The organism is Dyadobacter koreensis, assembly GCF_900108855.1.
GTDB lineage: Bacteria > Bacteroidota > Bacteroidia > Cytophagales > Spirosomataceae > Dyadobacter > Dyadobacter koreensis.
The window spans coordinates 99,431-120,517 of record NZ_FNXY01000010.1; the positions used below are offsets into that span (position 1 = coordinate 99,431).

Genomic DNA, 21,087 nt, shown 5'->3' on the forward strand with positions numbered 1-21,087 from the left:
AAAGTTTTTGTATATCCTTACGGATTGAAACAATATTCTGATAAAGTGGATTAAAACAAATTTTACTATTTTGGATTTTTTAACGAATTGGAAGTTTTATTGTTCTAAAATATTATTGTAGCTTTCAGAGGTAAAAGCATGACCTTAGTAACCTAACCCTTATATGTCACAAGAAAGTACGTCGGAAAATACTTCATTTAAACCATCCCTGGGCCTTGTAGATGCCACTATGCTTGTAGCTGGCAGTATGATCGGATCAGGGATTTTTATTGTTAGTGCTGACATAACCCGGAATACCGGAAGTGTTGGTTGGCTGATGTTTGTTTGGCTGATCACCGGTTTTATGACGCTGACTGCGGCATTGAGTTATGGCGAACTTAGCGCAATGTTTCCAAAAGCAGGTGGACAATACGTTTATTTAAAGGAGGCTTATAATCCACTAATCAGCTTTCTTTATGGGTGGAGCTTTTTTACTGTGATACAAACGGCTACAATCGCGGCTGTTGCTGTAGCATTTGCAAAATTCACAGCCTATCTTCTACCTGTTTTCAGTGAGGATCTTGTCGCAATTGATCTCGGATTTCTTCAGATAACGCCGGCGCAGTTACTATCGATTGTTATCATCGTCTTTCTTACGTTTATCAATACACGTGGCGTTAATAGCGGGAAAATAATTCAGACTACTTTTACACTTGCCAAGCTATTGAGCCTTCTTGGATTGATTGTTTTCGGGTTGCTTTTTATGAAATCCGAGGTTTGGAATAATAACTGGGATTCAGCAACCATGTGGGATTTGCATAAGTTAAATTTAGACGGAAGCATTGAATCTTACACAACTTTCTCTGCTTTCGGAGCAATTGCAGCGTCCATGGTTGGATCTATTTTTAGCAGTGATTCGTGGAATAATGTAACTTTCATTGCCGGAGAAATTAAAAATCCGCAACGCAATATTGGTTTGAGTCTTGCCTTGGGGACGATCATCGTAACGGTTATTTACCTATTGACAAATATCATGTATACCGGCGTCCTATCGTTGCCTGAGATTGCCTCCGCCGATAAGGATAGGGTAGGTGTTACCGCATCCCAAGTGATTTTTGGAGATTCGGGAACGATCATTATTGCCATCATGATTATGGTTTCAACTTTTGGTTGTAATAATGGATTGATCATGTCGGGAGCTCGTGTATACTATTCTATGGCAAAAGATGGTTTGTTCTTCAAAAAAGTAGGAGAGTTAAACAAGAATTCGGTACCGGAATTTGGTTTATGGATCCAGTGTGTGATTGCATCTTTATGGAGCCTGAGCGGAAAATATGGTAATCTTCTGGATATGATTTCTTTTGTTGTAGTTGTGTTCTACATGCTGACGATTATTGGAATTTTTATACTTCGTAAAAAGAGACCAAATGCTGACAGGCCTTACAAAGCTTTCGGATATCCATTTCTGCCAATTATTTATATTATGATGGGGATCGCATTTTGCGTGTTGCTTATCATCTTCAAACCAGAGTATACCTGGCCGGGGCTTATCATTGTTTTGTTAGGAATTCCGGTTTACTACCTTATTGCAAAAAAAGATATTATTACCGCAGATTAATCATCTGAAGGTCATTTAATATGGTTTTTGAAAGTTGGTATTGATAGAGATAATTCGATCGAAAGACGATGCTATCATTACCAACTTTTACTATAAAAAGGGTCCCTGTAAACGCCCGAAACTTCACTATTAATCTGTTAGAACTATATTTAAAGTACTTTTACCGAAAAATAAATAGAAGATGAAAAGCAATTCTGCTTTCATACTTTTGCTATCTGATGGCGTATTTATGTAAAATTTGTTCTATTTAGACTATCTTTCGCAGCCTAATTCAATAAGATTTACAACTACTAACAGATTGAACCGGTAATTCATGGAATTTTTGCTACCTCTGGTTTCCGTTTTTTTATTTTTCATTCTCTTTTTTCTGACATCTACGTACAAAGGTCCTTATACCAATGTTCGCGCATCCTTTATATTTTCACTGATTGCAAACGGCGTTGTTATTTTTGTTTATAACGAGTCGTTTTCCTGCTTCAATGCCTTGAACGCCACTTCTGCCTTGATTTTTTGGCTTATAGAAGTATTGGTATTAGCGGGATTTCTCGGCTACTTGAGTGCAAAAGGAAAAATTTCTTTTGCTTATTTAAATGCCTTGGGTGACGTTTTTCGATTCATAGGATTAAGTAAAACGAATAGAATAATTTCGTTGATTGGATTGCTGTTCTTTGTGTTGCCACTATTATTCCTTGCTGTATTTCCACCACCCAATAATTTTGACGCGCACAGCTATCATTTAAACCGGATTCTATTTTGGGTAACAAATGGAAATCTTGATCATTTCCCTACACAACATATTCAGCAGCTTTATTTAAATGTTTTTGCAGAATATTTGGTATTAGATAGTGTATTGCTTTCAGGGTCAGATGCTTACGCAGGACTTATTCAGTATGGGGCATTCTTGGGTTCTCTTTGCGGGATCAGTCTGCTGGCTAAACGAGTAGGTATGAACGCAAATGGTCAACTGCTGGCCGCCGTATTTTTGTTAACACTACCAATAGGAATTTTTGAAAGCACGAGTGCTCAGGTTGATTATGTAGCTTGTTTTTTCTTCATCACATTTGTCTTTTTTGGGTTTGATCTGCTGGAAAATAAATCTTCGCTGACGCTTTTCGCTTTTTTGTTATCACTGGCTTTTGGAGGATTTTCGAAGTATACTGTCTTTATTTTTGGTATTCCTTTTACGCTCTATTTCGCGATTCGCATTCTGACGAAATATGGATTTCTATATGCAATAAAGGTCCTTGTTTTAGCCATTTTGCTTATGGTTCTGACGTTCGCACCATTCTTTTACAGAAATTATGAGCTGTTCGGAAATGTCATGAGCCCGCCAACAGATTCAAGATTTTTCTCTGAAAAAATTCCTGTTGATAAACATTCCGTAGCCTTTGCAATTTCCGGTATTGTCAAAAATATCGGACTGCATCTTGGACTTCCCAATAATGGATTTAATCAATTTGTAGATACCCGGATCCGGGATTTTCATGATTTTCTTGGTGTCGATATAAACGATATTGGCTTACGATTAGATCCGTTCTCTGTTCGTTATTCTGTGCATGAAGACATGGTACCCAACACAATTCATCTCTGGCTAATGGCAATTGCTTGCATCCCAATTTTTTTTGTAAGAAATCAATGGAAGGTAAAATGGGTCTGGATCAGCGCCGTAATTGGATTTATTTTATTTGGCATTATGATGAAGTTTCAGCTCTGGAGCACAAGAACGCATATGCCTTTCTTTGCAATGGGGGGAATTTTAGTAGCTTATATTTATTGTGAGGTTTTCAAATTCAGGATCGCCTATCTGATTATTCCGCTGATGCTTGTCTCTTCTGTTTTTGTCTATGGGAATCCAAACAAGCCGCTTGTACCGATGGGATATTTTACTAAAAAGGTTCTCGGGCATATCCCGGTTGCGATCTGCGCAACGGACAGTTTGCAGGAATCAATTTATCAAAAGGAGCTTGGAGATTATTATGTATTTCCTGGAAAAGACCGGTGCCACCCGATAAAATCCTGGCCAGGTTACAGTGAACGGGCAGAGATTTTTAAAGATCTTGAAAAACTTGGTTACTACGATGACGATAAATCAGCAACTGTTTTTTCTACCAGCAGAGAGAAAATGTACTTTCTGAGCCATCTGGATAATTATTACAACGTCAAACCTTTACTCGACCATGTCGAAGGAGAAAATCAAAATGTAGGAATTTTATTCAGAAAGGAACTGGGATTCTATAATTACTGGAGCGCGCTTTCTACCAGAAAAGAGAATCCGGGAAGAATGGAATATATCTATTACAAAAAAGAATTTATGGTCTTGAAAAATGCGCAGAAGGATTTTTGCTACGACTATATTCTTGGAGATGACCCGGAATTATTAAAGGGCTTCGTGCCGGATGAAAATATTGAAGCGATTTACAAGTCACGTTTATTTTATTTGGTAAAACTGAAAAAGACGAGCTGCAATCGTAAATTATTTTAAGCTGAACTTTTAAAATAAATTGACGCTTAAACCAAGCAAAACCAGAACTACCAGCCAGCCGGCAATTTGTAATAAAACAGGATGCTTGTAGGTTCCCATAAGCCGGGATCTTCGACTGGCGATTAGTAATATTGTAAGTGCAATCGGTAAGACAAATCCATTTAAGGTGCCTACAAAAATCAGCACTTTTACAGGTTTTCCAACAAACAAAAATATGATTGTTGAGATCAGAATAAAGATGATCGTCAGATAGGTCTGGTATTTCTCAAGAAGAGGGTGGAAGGATTTTAGAAATGATATTGAAGTATACGCTGCTCCTACCACAGAAGTAATAGCCGCAGACCATATCATTAAGCCAAACATTTGTCGACCAAACTGGCCGGCGGCATTTTCAAAAACGGAGGCGGTAGGGTTTTCAGGATTGATTCTTGCGCCTGCCAGTATTATGCCCAAAGTAGCGAGAAAAAGAAAATAACGGATCAGAGCCGTGACCAGAATTCCTGTTGCTGCACCCCGATTTACCTGGGGCAAAGAAGCTTCTCCTTTAAATCCGGAATCTAAAAGTCTGTGAGCACCGGCGAAAGATATATAACCTCCGACAGTTCCTCCAACCAATGTTAAGGTTGAAATTGCATTAAATTTTTCAGGAATAAACGTATGGTGAATCGCTTCGGCGAAGGGTGGATTTGATGTGAAAGCAATGTATAAGATCAGGGCAATCATAACCAGCCCTAGAATTTTCGTAAACATATCCATCGCTTTTCCGGCTTCTTTGAATAGAAAAATTCCAACGGCCATCATCGCACTGATAGCGGCTCCGGTTTTTACGGAAACTCCTGTCATCGCTTCAATTCCTAAACCTGCACCGGCAACGTTTCCAATATTGAAGGCTAACCCACCAAGTACAATTAAAAAAGCAAGAAGATATCCTAACCCCGGAAAAAGTTCATTGGCAAGGTCCTGAGCATGTTTTCCGGATACAGTTACAATTTGCCAGATGTTAAATTGTACGCACAAATCGATTAAAACAGAAATCAGAATAATGAAGCCAAAACTTGTAACAAGTTGTTCTGTAAATACGGTTGTTTGTGTCAGAAAGCCAGGGCCGACTGCCGAAGTTGCCATTAAAAATGCTGCACCTAGAAGCGCTTTTGAAGATTTTACAGACATTAGTAGTTCGGTTTGGACACGGAGTTTTCGTTTTTATCTTGTTCTTCGTTTTCGTATTGAGCTGATTTCTATTCCGGCATGCCATATCCGCCGCCGCCCGGCGTTTCAATTGTTAAAATATCGCCTTTTTTCGCTTCAAGACTGCATATTCCTGGAAGTTGTGTTGCGATATGATTACTTGTCAAGGTATGTCTTCCTGGTTTTCCGTCTAGTCCGCCGTTCAAGCCATAAGGTGCGTAGTTGCGATGCTGCCCCATGATGGTGACTTGTAAATTTTCGAGAAATTCTACTTTCCTTATAATACCATCTCCGCCATCAAACCTGCCATCGCCTCCTGAGTTTTTGCGTATACCGAATTCGAGCAGTCTTACCGGATATTTCCTTTCCAGCGGCTCCGGATCGGTGATTCTTGTGTTAGTCATGTGCTGATGCACAGCAGATCTTCCTTTAAAACCCGGGCCCGCGCCAACGCCGCCGCCGATGGTTTCATAGTACCCGAAATTCTTGTTTCCGAACAGAAAATTGTTCATGGTTCCCTGACTGCACGCTGCCAGTTCAAAAGCCTTTAGTAATGTATCAACCAGCCGCTGACTCACTTCGGTATTGCCGCCCACAACAGCCGGACATTTTAACGGATCGTCGGAGAAATCAGGATGAAGAAAACTGTTATCGGGCAGAACGATCTGTACATTTTTCATTAACCCGTCGTTTAGCGGGATCTCTTTATTTACCAGCAACCGTAAAACGTATAAAATGGCACTGTATAAAATCGAGATATTCGCGTTCAGATTGTTAGGGTGCACAGGTGAAGTTCCTGTAAAATCAAAAATCTGTTTGTCTGGATCTATTGAAATTTTAACCTGGATCCGGTATTCGTCATCAAGGAATTCAGTGGCCTCAAATGTTTTACCTTCCAGTGGTTTCAATGCATACGCCAGCTGCTGAATTGCGCTGGTTTTTAACAGGTACATGTACTTTTTAACCGTTTCTTTCCCATGATTATCAACCAGTTTCAAAAGTTGTTCACTACCTTTTTTTAATGCAGATAAAGCGGCCGTGATATCAGCTTCGTTGGAAAGAAAATTGCGCGTTGGATACGCACATCCGGTGAAGATTTTATTAATAATTTCCCACTGAAAAACCCCTGCTTTTACCAGATATTGTGGAAGTATGACAACACCTTCTTCGGCCAGACATGTCGCGTCCGGCGGCATCGAACCTGGCGTTTTTCCACCAATTTCTGCATGGTGCGCCCTATTAATTACATAACCCAGACACTCACTGTCTTCCGTAAAAACACCAGAAATTAATGTAATATCCGGGAGGTGAGAACCGCCATATTTTGGATGGTTTGTAATAACAACGTCACCCGGCCCAATTATGATTGCATCCCGGACAAGCCTTCCGCAGATGCCCATACTGCCTAAATGAACAGGAATATGCTGCGCATTAACTAACAATTCGCCATTAGCATCCAGCAGTGCACACGAAAAATCGAGACGTTCTTTCACATTAACAGAAAAAGCAGTTCGCTGCAATTGAACGCCCATTTCCTCCGCAATGGCTTTAAAACGATTCGTGAAAAGCTGCAACGAAACTTCGTCGCTATATTCCCCGGGCTGGATATTTTTTGTTTGAGTCTTAAAAGCAATTGCATCTTTGTTTTCCTGAATAACAAGTTTCCAGCCTGCCGGAATGTAAGCAGTGGAAGTGTTATTAAGCAAAATGGACGGACCAGTCAGTTCATCGCCTGTGCTCAGTATATCCCATTCATACAAGCCTGCAATTTCTGTGTTTTCAGAAGTATAAAATGGTTCGACTTGCCGCAATGCGTCAACGGTTTTTCCCTGATTCAAAATAGAATCTGAGGCGATAACATCAGCCTTTTCCTGAACTTTGAGTGTTAAACTTTCAAGTTCGACAATTGAATTTTCGGGATAATAGCCGAATTGAGTAATGTAAGATTTTTTAAAATTTTCCAGTGTCTGTTCTCCTTCATAAGGTACCTCAATCGCATTTTCTTGTCCTGCAAAACGGAGGAAAACGGTGAAAAAGGCGATGTCATATTCGGTAATTTTCTGTCTGGTAAGTTCAATTTCAGCGTTGGCAAGTAACTCATCCTTCCATTTTGAAATTTGACTTTCTGCTTTTTCCCATGGAGTTATAATTTGTTTGGAAACAAGGGCACTGATCAGTGCTTCTCCAATACCAACTGCGCTGAAAAGTCCCGCATCGTAAGGAATAATTACGTTTTTGATTTCGAGTAAATCTGCCAGTTGACAACTATGTAAACCACCTGCGCCGCCAAATGTAATCAAAGCATATTCCGCAGGATTTATCCCTTTCGCTACCGAAATTTTTCGAATCGCGTCAGCCATTTTTTCATTTGCAATCCTTTCCAGACCTATCAGGATTTCTGATTCAGAAAGCAAGTTATTTGTCTTGTCAAAAATAGAAGTCTGAAGATTTGTAAGTGCTGATAATGCTTTTTCCTTACGAATGGGAATTCCGAATTTGGCCGGATCCAGTTTTCCGAGAAGAAGATTTACATCTGTAATCGTTAAGGGGCCGCCAGCTCCGTAACAGGCCGGGCCCGGCGATGCGCCTGCACTTTCAGGACCGACCTGCAAAGTGAACCCGTCAAACCAGCAAACTGAGCCGCCGCCTGCTGCGACTGTTTCGATGGCAAGCGTTGGATTGTGAAATTCGATTCCGTCAATTTCAGTGATATATTTCAATTCAGGCTGCCCGTCAATCCTTGCCACATCGGTGCTGGTTCCACCCATATCAAAAGTCAGTACTTTCGGAAAGCCAAGAAGTTTCGCCGTATTGGTTGCTGCGACCATTCCACCGGCCGGACCACTTAATAAGCTGTCTTTTGCTCTAAAACCATTCAGTTCGGACAAACTACCGGTACTGGTCATGATTTTCAAACTTCCATCAGGCAAAGAGTTTTTTATATTGGTAAGATAGATGTCCAGAACTGGATCAAGGTATGCATTAACGACCGCCGTCTGGGTGCGTCTTAGATAATGTGAGAACGGAAAAAGCTGAGATGAAGCGGATACATACTTTGCTCCACTTTGCCTGAAAGCCGACGTGATGGCAATTTCATGCTGATCATTTTTATATGAGTGCAGCAAAGAAACTGCAATCGATCCGAAGTGCATCCCCGGAAAAAGTGAGAAATCGCGGCTATCTAATTCCTTGATAATATGACCCTCAGCATCGATCCGCTCATGCAGTTCAATGACATCCGAGTACAATAAATTTGGTTCAGGGATATTTAGTTGAAAAAGAGATGGCCGCTGCTGATTTCCTATATATAATAAATCTTTAAAGCCTTTTGTGACTACCAAAAGTGTCTTCGCACCTTTTCGTTCCAGCAATGCATTTGTCCCTTTGGTGGTTCCCAATCGCATTTCCATAAGTGGAAGTGGATCTTTCAAACTTGTTTTCGTCAGCAACCTGGCTGCCAGGACAGGTGCTTCTTCTCCGCTGAATAATTCAAAGTCAGCATTCGAAATATCCGAAAGTTCAGCATCTAAGGTCAGTATATTTTTGTCATAATCTATTGCAACCAATACAGCCGATTCGTCGCCAGTGCCAACACGTAAAGTATATCCAGCCAGCAGTTCAGTATCATAAATCCAGGGTGAATAAAAGTCATAGGTTAGATCAGTGACTTTTCTATTTATTCTCCCTCTCAATCGTGAAGAGCTCAATACCTTTATTCTTGTCTTTTTTCCTTCGGGATCAATAGCAAGACAGTCTGTGAAAGTCCCGCCGGTATCAATACTGATTTTCCAGATTGGTGTGTTTGAAGTATTCAAAATGGTAGGTTTAGCGCAAAAAAGATTCAATTACCAAATTACACCGGATTTTGAATAAAACCGATTGTGATCAGCAGTTACGGAGAAATTTAGTTTGATGATTAACAAAAACGATACATACACTAATGATTTAAGCCAGTAATGAAAAGAAATGACACATTATGGAAAGGAATATTGGAGAATATTTTTGCTGATTTCTTATCCTTTTTCTTCCAAGAGTCTGAAAATTTATTTGATGTAGAAAAGGGTTTTCAATTTCTGGATAAAGAACTCGAACAGTTATTTCCGGCAGAAGAAATTCTATCTCCTAAATTCGTTGACAAGTTGGTTAAAGTATTTACAAAGTCAGGGAATGAGGAGTGGATTCTAGTACATATTGAAGTGCAGGGATATAATGATGAGGACTTTGGTGAAAGAATGTTTACTTATTTCTATCGTATACTTGACAGATATGGCAAGCGTTTAACAAGCATTGCGATTTTTACGGATTCTCATAAGAACTTTAAACCAAGTGTTTATTTCTACGAATACTTAGGTACAAAACTTAGTTTTCAATTTAATAGTTATAAAGTTATTGAGCAAAATGAAGAGGTGCTAATGGGAAGTGAAAATCCTTTTGCTATGGTAATCTTAACAGTATTGCTTGCAATTAAAAAGGGTAAGTTTGGCGACGAACATCTATTTCAACGGAAGTATTCGCTCGCAAAAATGTTACTAAGCAAAAGTATGACTAAAAAGAAAATTGATCATCTGCTGATTTTCTTGCAACATTATGTAACTTTTGCAGATCCGGGATATAATGTTAAATTTGACAAGGTAATTGAAGAGTTAACAAAAAAACGCACCGCTATGGGTATCAGGGAATTAGTTATTGATCTGGCAAAAAAAGAGGGAATTGTCACAGGTAAAGAAGAAGTCGTTCGTAATCTTTTATTGGCAAATAGATTCACAATTTCTGAAATAGCAAATTTTGCTAGTGTGACAGAGAATTTCGTCCTGAATATACAGCAAAATTTAGAATAAAAATTAACCATATTAACTGAAAAATTGAAGGCTCTTTTGGGAGTCTTTTTGTTTTTAATGGTTATCTTTCAATTGTATTTTTTTTACTTTCCTGATATCAAATTATTACCACCTTTTACCTTAATCATGAAAAGAAACGCTCCTTTTTACTGGCTTTTCATTGCGCTCCTGTTATTTAAATCTTTTACAATTTTTGGACAAACGCAGGATACGGTCCACTTTACAGTCTCGATGGAGAATCCTGGAAATCACATATTTCATGTAATAATGGAATGTAAAGTTGGACCCCATGAAACCTCCACATTGAAGATACCAGCCTGGTCGCCCGGCTACTATCAGATCATGGATTTTGCCGATGCCGTTACTAATTTTTCAGTGCGGGATGGTGATGGAAAGAATCTTGAATTCAAGAAAAAAGGAAAAAATGGATGGCATGTGGAAAAAGGAAAAGCGACGGCTTTAAAAGTTGAATATGATGTCGTTACCTCGCGTGAGTTCGTTGGAACTAGCTTTGTTGACCAACAACACGGTTATATTATTCCCGCAAGTATCTGTCTTTACTTGGAAGATGAAATTAAAAGACCCGCAGAAATAGCCATCAAAACATATCGTGACTGGAAAAACGTAGCTACCGGACTTGACTCGATTCCTGGAAAAAACTTTACGTACACTGCTCCTGATTTTGACATACTTTACGATAGTCCGATTTTGATCGGGAATCTGGAAGAGTTGCCGGCTTTTGAGATCAGAGGTATTCCGCATCGTTTCATCGGTTTCAAAATGGGTGATTTTCACAAAGCTCAGTTCATGCAGGATTTGAAAAAAATGATCGAACAAGCATCCGGATTAATCGGCGACATTCCTTACAAACACTATACATTTCTTGCAATAGGACCCGGAAGGGGCGGGATTGAACATTTAAATTCCACAGCGGTAAGTTTTAACGGCGCAGATTTGGGCACGCAGTCTGGTAAGATCAGATTGCTGAGCTTTCTGACACATGAATATTTTCATCATTATAATGTAAAAAGAATTCGCCCGATCGAGCTTGGCCCATTTAACTATGACCGCGGGAGCAAGACGAATTTGCTATGGGTTGCTGAAGGTTTGACGGTTTATTACGAATACCCAATACTGAACAGAGCAGGTTTGATGTCTGAAAAAGAGATGTTGGATGCGTTTAGATCTTTGATTTTACAATTGGAAACTCAGCCGGGACGATTATACCAATCGCTTGCTCAGGCTAGTGCAGAAACCTGGTCAGATGGACCGAGCGGTCGTGTTAATGATGAATTTAATAAGACGATTTCGTATTATATCAAAGGGCCGATCGTTGGTCTGTTACTTGATTTTAAAATTCGTCATGAAACGAAAAATAAGAAATCTCTGGATGATGTGATGCGGACATTGTATCAGGAATATTACCTGAAACAGAAGCGCGGATTTACAGAAATGGAATTCAGAAAGGTTTGTGAGAAAATTGCCGGTGTATCGTTGGAAGAAATTTTCCATTACGTATATACTACTAAGGAACTTGATTACGTAAAATATTTTAACTACGCAGGACTAGATATTGATGTCGCGCCGAAACAGGTTCCGGGTGGATATCTGGGCATAAAAACAAAACTGCAAAATGACAGTTTACTTGTAACAAACGTTGATTGGGATTCTCCTGCCTGGAGAGCAGGGGTTCGCAGAGGCAATGTAATTCAGGAAATAGATTCTGAACCTGCCACAGATAAAAACATAGAATACATCTATGCAAATAAGAAATCAGGGGAAAAAGTGCATTTGAACCTGGTTAAAAATGATACTAAAATTGCTATTCCTGTTGTTTTAGGTACGAAATCAGAAAGATCATTTGCTATAAAGCCAATTTCAAACCCTGACAAAATCCAACAGATGATCCTGAAAAGCTGGGTGAAGTAACCAGATGTTCGAGTCAGAATTCAAAATAAAAAGAGACTATATCGAAGCCTGGCTTGAATAGTCTCTTTTTATTTTGGCAATTACGGTTAACTATTAATTAACTCCGGTTCTGGTATCCCACCACATTTGTTTTCCCCACAAATTATCTTTTACGTCAGCAACAGAAGCAGCACTGTTTGCTCCGTTTAGGGTTGTTTCCTCTGCCGGATATGGGTAGCGGAAAGGCGGGCGTGTATGTCCGGGGAATGGAGATCCACTCGCGGCTGGAAGTAAAGGAACATCTGTTCTTCTTGATTCTGCCCAGGCTTCGTGACCATCTTTAAACAACGCCAGCCATTTTTGAGTATACAATTTGGTTGTCGTTCCGTCCCATTTTACACCTGTTTCGTTCAGGTATTTTGTTGCTACAGCCGCATCAGTAATTCCATTTTCCTGCAAAGAAGCTGTCACACCACTTTCGTAAAGTTTTTCAGCCGTTTGCCCACCCACATTCCAGCCTTTCAAAGCTGCTTCCGACATGATGAACAAAACCTCAGAATAACGCATGAAAGGAGAGAATCCGGCTGCATTTTCACGGAACCTGGCCCCGATTCTTGAAAAACGAGAAATTGTTGGAGAACTGATCGGACCAATTTCAACACCTCTGTACACATTATCATCCGGCGCTGGCTTCGCATAAACCGGTAAACGCGGATCATTCAAAGTCGTCAGTGTATTGATCAACGGCGCACTTGGACCGTGGTCGTCACGTGAGCGGAAATCGTTATTCCATGGTTCGATGTATGGACTGGTACCCACCCAGTTGAAAAATGCATTGTCGGTATTGCTGCTGAAAACCGGATATTTTGACGGATTGGCCGCAATCTCTTCGATGATTGATTTCGAAAGCGTCGGGTTAATTCCCGAGATACGGATCGCTACGCGGAGACGTAAAGAATTACAGAATTTCTGCCAGTTCGCTACTTTTCCTGCATATAACAAATCTCCTTCTCCAAGAGGATCAGTGCTGCCGGATGCGAAAAGATCTGCTGCGGTTTTTAGCTGAGCGATGAGTAAAGGGTAAATATCTTCCTGCTTGTCATACTTTGGCGTGATAAAACCCTGATCACCTTTAATCGCTTCGGTGTAAGGCATATCTCTCCAGCGATCGGTTGCGATCTGGCCAATATAAGCCTGAATCGTCATACCAGCCGCTTTCATGTTGATCGCTTGTGTTTTATCGGCCTGGTCAATTACCGCTTGGGCATTTTTAAGATCGCGATATACTTTTTTCCAAAGATCGCTGATCGTTCCGCTGCGGTACATATAACGTGCTTCATCGACATACTGGATTTTTCCAAGGTGTCCGCTGTATGTTTCCGGTTCGTTCATGTTTCCCCAGGCATCGAAATAATTTGCTGCGAAATCCTGGATTACATAAGCCAAAACATTGGTGATCGGTGCTTCAACCGGACTGTTTGGATTTGTATTGATGTCTTCAAATTCGTTGGTGCAGGACTGGGCAGAAAAACCCAAAAGTCCGAGGCACAGTATATAGGATGATATTTTTTTCATGTCGCAATTAGAATTTAACATTAAGTTTTACACCGACGCTTCTGTTGGAAGGAATCTGATATTGTTCGATGCCAAGTCCGTCATTACCAACACCAAAACCAGTTTCAGGGTCGATGTGTGCTACGTTGCTTTTATGCGTGTAAAGCAATGCTACGTTGTGGGCAAAAACCGATAATCCTGCACCTTTCAACCAGGTAACTTTGTTGGTAAGTGAAGCTGGAAGGGTGTAGCCAAGTTCGATCTGACGAAGTTTGATGAAGCTTCCGTCGATAATCGCTGTTTCTTTACCACCCCATAAACTCTGGAAATAATCTCTCGCGCCGACACGGATATTGTTCGCTTCGCCATTTTCGAGCATCACTTTTTCGCCTTTCAAAACATCCTGTCCAACGATCAAGCCATTTTCACGGATTCCACCTGCAACAGTAGGTTCCAAAACACCTGATTGAAGTCCAAACCACTGTGTGACGCTGAACACATCACCGCCTTTACGCATATCAAGAAGGAAACTCATTCTTAAATTCTTGTAAGAAAAACTGTTTGTGATACCGCCAACCCAGTCAGGCATTACATTACCTACAACTTTTGGAGATGAAGTGTATTTAGGTAATCCATCACTTCCAATGATGATCGCGTTGGTCGCCTCATCCCTTAAAAATGCATTTCCGCGCATCACACCATAAGCTTGGCCAGGAATGGCGTCAACCGTTAAGCTCCATGCAGAGGTAATGGTATAAGCTTCCAGTTTTTGTTTCGTAACCGGATCTTCGTATAACTTGTTAACCTTGCTGCTGTTTTTTGCCCAGTTTACATTCATGTCCCAGTTGAAACCTTCCGGCTTGCGGATGATTCCCAGGTTCAATTGTAATTCAACTCCTTTATTCTGGATTTCACCAGCGTTCAATTGCAGTTTTTCAAATCCGGTTGAGTTGGAAATGTTAACCTGCATAATCTGGTTGGTAGTTACTTTATCATAATATGTTGCGTCCAACCCCAAACGGCCATTCAGGAATTGCAATTCCGTACCAATTTCAGTACTGTTTGCTTTTTCAGGTTTCAGGTTTAGTGGAGGCAATGTGCTTGAAATACTGTAAAGCGTTGTTCCATTAAAACCCGCCGCGTTTGCGATGTAAGGAGCTTGTAATAAATAAGGTGATCCCCCATTACCAACACTTGCCCAGCTCGCTCTCAACTTACCGAAACGGATAATATTGGGGTTGATATCCAGCATATTCGTGAATACCCAGCTCGCACTGGCAGAAGGGTAGAAGTAAGACCAGTTATCGCTTGGTAATGTAGAGTTCCAGTCGTTACGTGCGGTAAGATCCAGGTAAAGTGATTCCTTATAGCCGAAGGAAGCCTGTCCGAAAATACTGTTTGAACGCAACATTGTGGTCCTCATACTGGTAACAGGAGAACCTTTTGTATTGCTGATCGTGAATAAGTTAGGGACGGTAAGCTGGTCGGCGCCAAGTGAGCTGTTAATCTGCTGATTGTTTCTGTAATTGGCACCTGCAGTATAGTTCAGAGAAAAATCTTTGCCGATATTTCCGCCGCCTGTCAGGATAAGATCTGCGTTGAATTCGCTTAGGCTATACTGCCATTCTTTAAATTTACCGCCGCCCCAGGTTTTGTCTGCCATACTGGTCAACGTCGAATTCGATTTGTTATAGGTAATTTCGTTACGACGCTCGCTTGACCAATCTTGTCCAACTCGCACCATCGCTGTCAGCCAGTCGTGGAATTTGTAAGTCGCGCTTACATTTCCATACATTCTATCTTTCTTGCGGCCGTGCGTGCTGTTGTAAACGTTGAAATAAGGATTGTCGTGGAAGTTATTATTCCAGTTATAAGGCATTCCGTTGGCAAATGTTTTCTCATAATTTGCTTCCAGATCTTTCATATCAACCTGACGGCCAAACCATCCTCCGATTGATTGCATCGGGTTATTGCTATTATAACCCTGGCCTACCAGGTTGTCATTTTCTGTACGTACATAATTGATCAAAGCGTTGGTTTTCAAACGTTTTGTTAATTGCTGTGTCGTATTCAATTGAATTGTATAACGTTTTTGATCTGTGTTTGGAATGGTACCAACTTGTTTTTGATTACTGAAAGCCAAACGGGTATCGCCGTTTTCGGTAGCGTTGGTCACGGCAAGAGAATTGTCGATCGTGTAACCAGTTCTGAAAAAGTCTTTCACGTTGTTGGGGTGTGAAATCCATGGAGTGGCGGTGCGATTTCCATTTGCATCAAGCGGACTGTTATACTGCGGAATGTTTAATCCTGCATCAAGACGTGGTCCCCAGCTTTCATCGACACCATCATTTACACCATTTCCAAGACCATCTTTGTAAGAAAAACCAACCTGTTGTGCCCAATCCTGATACGTTGCCGGCGATAAAGATTCATCTGCACCAATATCTCCCAGGGTGATGGCGCCGGATTGGTATTGTTTCCACATATATTCTTCACCATATTTTCCCTGCCCATACTGATTTTGGTATTTTGGAAGGATGTATGGTCTTTCGGTTGAAAAACCACCAGAGTAAGAAACGGACATTTTATTGCCAGACCCCTTTCCATTTTTGGTAGTAATCAAAATAACACCATTTGCCGCCTGATAACCATACAAAGCTGCGGCATTGGCGCCTTTCAGGACAGACATTGATGCGATGTTGTTTGGGTCAATTTCTGAAATGGCACTACCGTAATCGACCGAACCGCCTGAACCAACATCGGTGGAAAAGTTGCTGACAGGTACACCATCGACAACAAATAAGGGCTGGTTATTACCGAAAGAGTTATTACCTCTTAGTACTATACGCGAGCCGGAACCTACGGCTCCACTTGCCGATGTGATCTGTACACCGGCAACTTTTCCCGAAAGGGAATTCAGCACGTTTTGCTCATTACTTTGAACGAGATCGTTTCCTTTTACTTCCTGAATTGAGTATCCAAGCGATTTTTTCTGTCTTGTCATACCCAACGCGGTAACGACAACTTCATTCAGCTGCTTCAAATCGGATACTAGAACGATATCCAGAGTTTTACGTCCGTTTACCTGTACTTCCTGTGATGTGAAACCGATGAAGCTGACAACCAGTGTACCGTTTTCAGGAACATTGAGACGGTATTTCCCGTCAGCGTCCGTAGTTGTTCCGTTGTTGGAGCTTCCTTTGACTAAAATTGAAGCTCCCGGAAGAGGGCTTCCATCATCTTTCGAAGTGATCACGCCGGATATTTCAATATCGGCTGTTTTAGAGAATTGTTTGACCGGCGCGGCCCTGACGAAATCCGTCGGAACGCAGAAAAACGCAATGAGTGCTGCCACGCATAAACGCTTTGGTAAAAAGGAAAAGATAGGTCGTTTCATACTTTTAGATAGGTTGTAACAAATGAAGTCCTTGGGCAATAGCAATTCTTCCGGAGAAAATATTTCACCGGCAATGGTATTTCCAAAATGGAAATATCAGGGAGTCGAGACCGCGCTTAGTTTACTTAATAATTGACAACAGGAGCTTGAATTGTTCATGCACATCGTGTTAGGTAAATGACTGTAAGTAATGAGTGTAAAATTACCTTTCCCGATTTTTAAATTCTTCGTATTAATTGCCGGATAGTTTACCGATATTAACTTGGTATTAGAATTAATTTTGCGATATGTGTATTATGTAGTGATTTATATGGAATATTTAAAAAACAGGCAAATTTAAACCTGATTTCCTTCTTATTGCATTTCAAATTTATCGGATCAAAGTTTTATACCAATAATAAAGATCCAGACAGTCAGCCGGTTGACTGCCATATAAAGTCTTCCGGAAATCATTGTTATACTATTTGATGTAAATTGTTTAAAGCAGTTTTTTGAAAAAATCACGGTGGTATTCTCTTGGCGATTTGCCGATTGTCTTTTTAAAGACGCGATTAAAATTGGTAACATTATCAAAACCTGTTTGATAGGAAACATCAGAAAAACTATCGAATTTCCCGGATACAACGATCTTACACGCTTCATTTACACGTACTTCATTCAGGAAACTTACAAATGTTTTGTCGGTGTGTTTTTTAAAATAACGGCAAAAAGCCTGTGGCGTCAGATTTGCGATTGAAGCAATTTCGCTAAGGGTAATATGGTTTTTGTAGTTACCGATTACATACTGAAAAATCTGGTCCATCCGGATTCCTTCGACGTCAGAAATAATCTGTTCATTATTGTTTGTCGATAGCGGTTTCAGGTTTTTCAGCGTTGAAAATGATTGCAATAAATTAATAAAAGAAGAAATTCGCAGACTATCCGAACTGTTCATGATCTCAGTCATCATCTTCTTGACCATTTCGTAAGAACTTTCGGGAAGCTGCAATCCGTTATGAACACCTTCTACAAATTTCCGAATAACACCCATCTCAGGAAGTCTTAAAATATTCTGGAAAAGATGAGCGGGGTCAAAGAAGAAAGAAATTTCGTGAACGCTTTTGTTTTGCTCCGGGTCATAGTAAACTTCGTCGCTTTTGAAAACATGCGACTGATTGGCACCGATAATATAAATGTCTCCGGTCTTAAAGCGCTGCATATAATTTCCTGCAATCAGCATGCCTTCACCGGACTTGATCCAGGTAATCTGTATTTCCGGATGCCGGTGCAGGTGATTGTAGAAATGCGGGATAATATTGTCCTGAACTACAATCGTGCTTTCTTTCGCAACGGGTATAGTGAATTGTACTACTTTCATCGGGTAGATAATTTAGTAGGCGGCCTGTGTTGATGTGCTAACTTACCAGTTTCAGGATTAAAAAACACCTTAAATGGTCTAAAATTATCTGAAAAGTTTATTGATTTGGTAATTATAGGTTAAAATAGGTTTGTTTTTGCACTTTGATAAGATTTAAGAAAAAACTGCGAGGTATAGCTCAGCTATAACTCGCAGTTAGTGTTATTCATAAATCGGGAAATTTATTTCAGCGCTATTTTTTGCGGTGCTCCGAAGATCATTTCACCAACGCCGGCGGTTTTAACGCCAATTCTGACAAATACATAATCGCGGCTCGCCAGAGCGGCGGAAAGGTTCGCTGTTAATGTTACAGGTTTGGTAAGATCGGTCAAATCTGCGGCTACTTTCTGAGCATTTCCTGCATTGTTGTTGGCGTCTACAATCGTCGTCGTTCCAACATATAAATTGACCCGTTCAATTTGACGGCTCGTATTCACCTGCTGCAAATTAAAAGTAGCCGAAACCGCTTGTTCTCCTTTTTGATAACTATCATTTCTGATTACAAAATAGGGCGTAACCGGGACATCAAGTTCAAGAGAGCCTTTCAGTTGTACATCAATTGAATCTGAATTATCAATCCAGGGACCATTGCCACGCAGCCTGACGAGCTTATAATTTCCATCGAAAAGGCTTGCAGAAAATGTTCCGTCCTGTTCTACGTAAACGGGGATCTTTGTAAACAACTGATATCCGCGTTGCCATAGTTCCAACTGAACGCCGTTTGATCGAACCCCGATTAATTGTCCGTCATGAACAATTCTTCCTTTTAAAACTGATTTTGGCTGCTGATAATTATCTTTTTCGCATCCAGTCAGGGCGATTGCCGAAGCCATCATGAATAATGCTATCAATGTCGTTTTCATATCGATTAATGGAATGGATTACGGACGATTTTTGGATTATTGTCTATAATAAGCTGCTCAATGGATGAATAATAATTCCCCATTTGGAAGAAACGCGGAGCGCGGAAACGTGGCGCGACAAGTTTGTCAAATACGTATTTTCCATGAGTAGGATGTCCTGGACGAACAACTCGGTAAGGATAAAGTGCATAAATTACCGCATCAGGATTGGACGCATTTCCGTTCCAGACCTCATGCGCAATCCGCCAGCGTTTCAAATCCCATACGCGATGATCTTCGAAAGCAAGTTCAACGCGGCGTTCATTTTGAAGCTTTTCAATCGAAAGTGTTTTCAAGCTATTTGCACCAAAACCAGCTCTCTCACGGACAACATTGACATATTTCAAAGCGTCAGCAGTTTTACCCAATTCGAGAGCAGCTTCACTTGCGTTCAGGTAGATTTCACCTAATCTAAAACGTACCCACCACATATCGCTGCGGATACCACGGGTGCTGGACATTGCGGTTTGGTCAACATATTTTCGAAGATAAAATCCTGAGTTGGTTACCTCTGTCTGCGAACGTTGCGGCCCGGAAGATCCTGTTAACAAACCTCCGTCTTCATAAGTAGAACCAAGCGTATTGGACTCGACATTCTGAAAACTATTCGTTGTCGTATTCCATAATTTCACCCCTGCCTGAATTTGAACCGGAATACCTCTGAACGAAGTCCCCGGATAGATGATAGTCCCGTAAAGCCGTGCATCTTTGTTTGCGAAAATATCTTGCAGGTTGTCGTAATAAACATAGTCGGAACCAGCTGAATTCTTCGTACGCAATTCACCGGAAGTCCCGTCCAGATATTCATAATCTTCTACCAGGTTCAATGAAGGGGTTATGGACGATGAGGAAAGGTTGTCTTCCCGGACGTTTCTGGCAATATTATCATACGTGAATCCGTGTCTCTTGTCTTTGCTCGTTAAATAATCTTGAGCAAGAATAACTTCCTGATTGGCCGTTTTTTTAGTAATTGCGTCATAAAAATTTTCACCCAGGTTTGGATTCGTTTTATAGAGTCTGTACACGCCGCTGTTGATGATTTCTTCTGAGGCTTCAAGAGCTTTTGTGTAGTAGTCAGCTGCTCTCGCGGCTGGAATACCCACTTCTCCACCTGGTGTTGAGATCGGGGACGCCATTTTGCTGTTATACTTTGCGATCGATCCGGCGTACAGCATGGCGCGGCTTTTCAGTGCCATTGCCGTAAATTTGTTGGCACGCGTATTGCTTCCAGCATTTCCAAGCTGATCCTTAATGGCATCCAGTTCCGATGCAATAAAATCGTAAACTTCCTCTTCTTTGTTTCTAGGTTGCTGCAAGTAAGACGGGTCGCCATTAAAATCATAGATCAATTGCTTGGTAACGATCGGCACACCGCCCATTCTTTTTACGTGATCGAAATAAACGAAAGCTCTTACGAAACGCAATTCGGCAGAAAACTGGCTTTTTTGAGTTGCTGATAGTTTCGTACTGAACTTCTCGATATTTTCCAGTGCAAGATTAATATCACGAATTAACCCATAATCCCACAGGCGCCAGCGGTCAAAAGGATAGGAGATGATGTTGTTTCTTCCGTCGTCGTTGTTTGACCACATGGCTTCGTCATACGCTGAAAATTCTGCCCAGCCGGTATTCAAAGTTGTGTGCGCCGGCAGACGATCATAATAATTAGCGAGCAAACCAGTGATCAATTTCGGATCATTCCATATCTGATCTTCCAGAATTAAATTTTGCGGTTGTCTGTCCAGCCAGTTCTCGGCACATCCCGAAAGGAAAAAAAGCAAGAGAACGAAAGATGTATATTTTGATATTCTTTTCATAAAAACCA

The 21,087-nt window shown here is 40.8% G+C and carries 11 protein-coding genes; 4 read left to right on the forward strand and 7 right to left on the reverse strand.

Translation table 11 applies throughout. From position 1 onward, the window contains the following. Window positions 1-163: 163 nt before the first annotated feature. Together BMY70_RS27335 and BMY70_RS27340 are read left to right on the forward strand one after the other, a co-directional pair. On the forward strand, window positions 164-1,597 hold the full coding sequence (locus tag BMY70_RS27335) for an APC family permease (protein ID WP_090341026.1): 1,434 nt from the start codon (window positions 164-166) through the stop codon (window positions 1,595-1,597). 313 nt (window positions 1,598-1,910) lie between these two features. Beyond that, on the forward strand, window positions 1,911-4,079 hold the full coding sequence (locus BMY70_RS27340) for a glycosyltransferase family protein (RefSeq protein ID WP_090341028.1): 2,169 nt from the start codon (window positions 1,911-1,913) through the stop codon (window positions 4,077-4,079). 9 nt (window positions 4,080-4,088) lie between these two features. Here BMY70_RS27340 and BMY70_RS27345 read toward each other — a convergent pair whose 3' ends face one another. Both BMY70_RS27345 and BMY70_RS27350 read right to left on the reverse strand, forming a co-directional pair. Next, the gene (locus BMY70_RS27345; RefSeq protein WP_090341030.1) at window positions 4,089-5,249 is read right to left on the reverse strand and encodes an NRAMP family divalent metal transporter; all 1,161 of its coding nucleotides are present in this window, start codon (window positions 5,247-5,249) and stop codon (window positions 4,089-4,091) included. 68 nt (window positions 5,250-5,317) lie between these two features. Next, window positions 5,318-9,082 carry a hydantoinase B/oxoprolinase family protein gene (locus BMY70_RS27350; RefSeq protein WP_229209804.1) on the reverse strand — a complete coding sequence of 1,255 codons (3,765 nt, stop codon included), beginning with the start codon at window positions 9,080-9,082 and terminating at the stop codon, window positions 5,318-5,320. Window positions 9,083-9,223: 141 nt separating this feature from the next. Between BMY70_RS27350 and BMY70_RS27355 the strand changes: the two genes are divergently transcribed. Beyond that, on the forward strand, window positions 9,224-10,105 hold the full coding sequence (locus tag BMY70_RS27355) for an RpnC/YadD family protein (protein WP_090341032.1): 882 nt from the start codon (window positions 9,224-9,226) through the stop codon (window positions 10,103-10,105). A gap of 126 nt (window positions 10,106-10,231) precedes the next feature. Continuing rightward, on the forward strand, window positions 10,232-12,034 hold the full coding sequence (locus BMY70_RS27360) for a M61 family metallopeptidase (protein ID WP_177197143.1): 1,803 nt from the start codon (window positions 10,232-10,234) through the stop codon (window positions 12,032-12,034). A 93-nt stretch (window positions 12,035-12,127) separates the two neighbouring features. Here the strand turns inward: BMY70_RS27360 and BMY70_RS27365 are convergent, their stop codons facing one another. From BMY70_RS27365 to BMY70_RS27385, 5 genes are all read right to left on the reverse strand, one after another. After that, window positions 12,128-13,588 carry a SusD/RagB family nutrient-binding outer membrane lipoprotein gene (locus BMY70_RS27365; RefSeq protein ID WP_177197144.1) on the reverse strand — a complete coding sequence of 487 codons (1,461 nt, stop codon included), beginning with the start codon at window positions 13,586-13,588 and terminating at the stop codon, window positions 12,128-12,130. 7 nt (window positions 13,589-13,595) lie between these two features. Continuing rightward, window positions 13,596-16,964 carry a SusC/RagA family TonB-linked outer membrane protein gene (locus BMY70_RS27370; protein WP_090341038.1) on the reverse strand — a complete coding sequence of 1,123 codons (3,369 nt, stop codon included), beginning with the start codon at window positions 16,962-16,964 and terminating at the stop codon, window positions 13,596-13,598. Between the two features lie 478 nt (window positions 16,965-17,442). Further along, window positions 17,443-18,321, reverse strand: a complete 879-nt coding sequence (locus BMY70_RS27375) for an AraC family transcriptional regulator (RefSeq protein ID WP_090341040.1) — start codon at window positions 18,319-18,321, stop codon at window positions 17,443-17,445. 221 nt (window positions 18,322-18,542) lie between these two features. Beyond that, entirely contained in the window at window positions 18,543-19,223 is a 681-nt protein-coding gene (locus BMY70_RS27380) for a DUF3823 domain-containing protein (protein WP_090341042.1), read from the reverse strand. A 5-nt stretch (window positions 19,224-19,228) separates the two neighbouring features. Further along, window positions 19,229-21,079 carry a RagB/SusD family nutrient uptake outer membrane protein gene (locus tag BMY70_RS27385; protein WP_090341479.1) on the reverse strand — a complete coding sequence of 617 codons (1,851 nt, stop codon included), beginning with the start codon at window positions 21,077-21,079 and terminating at the stop codon, window positions 19,229-19,231. Between the last annotated feature and the right edge of the window lie 8 nt (window positions 21,080-21,087).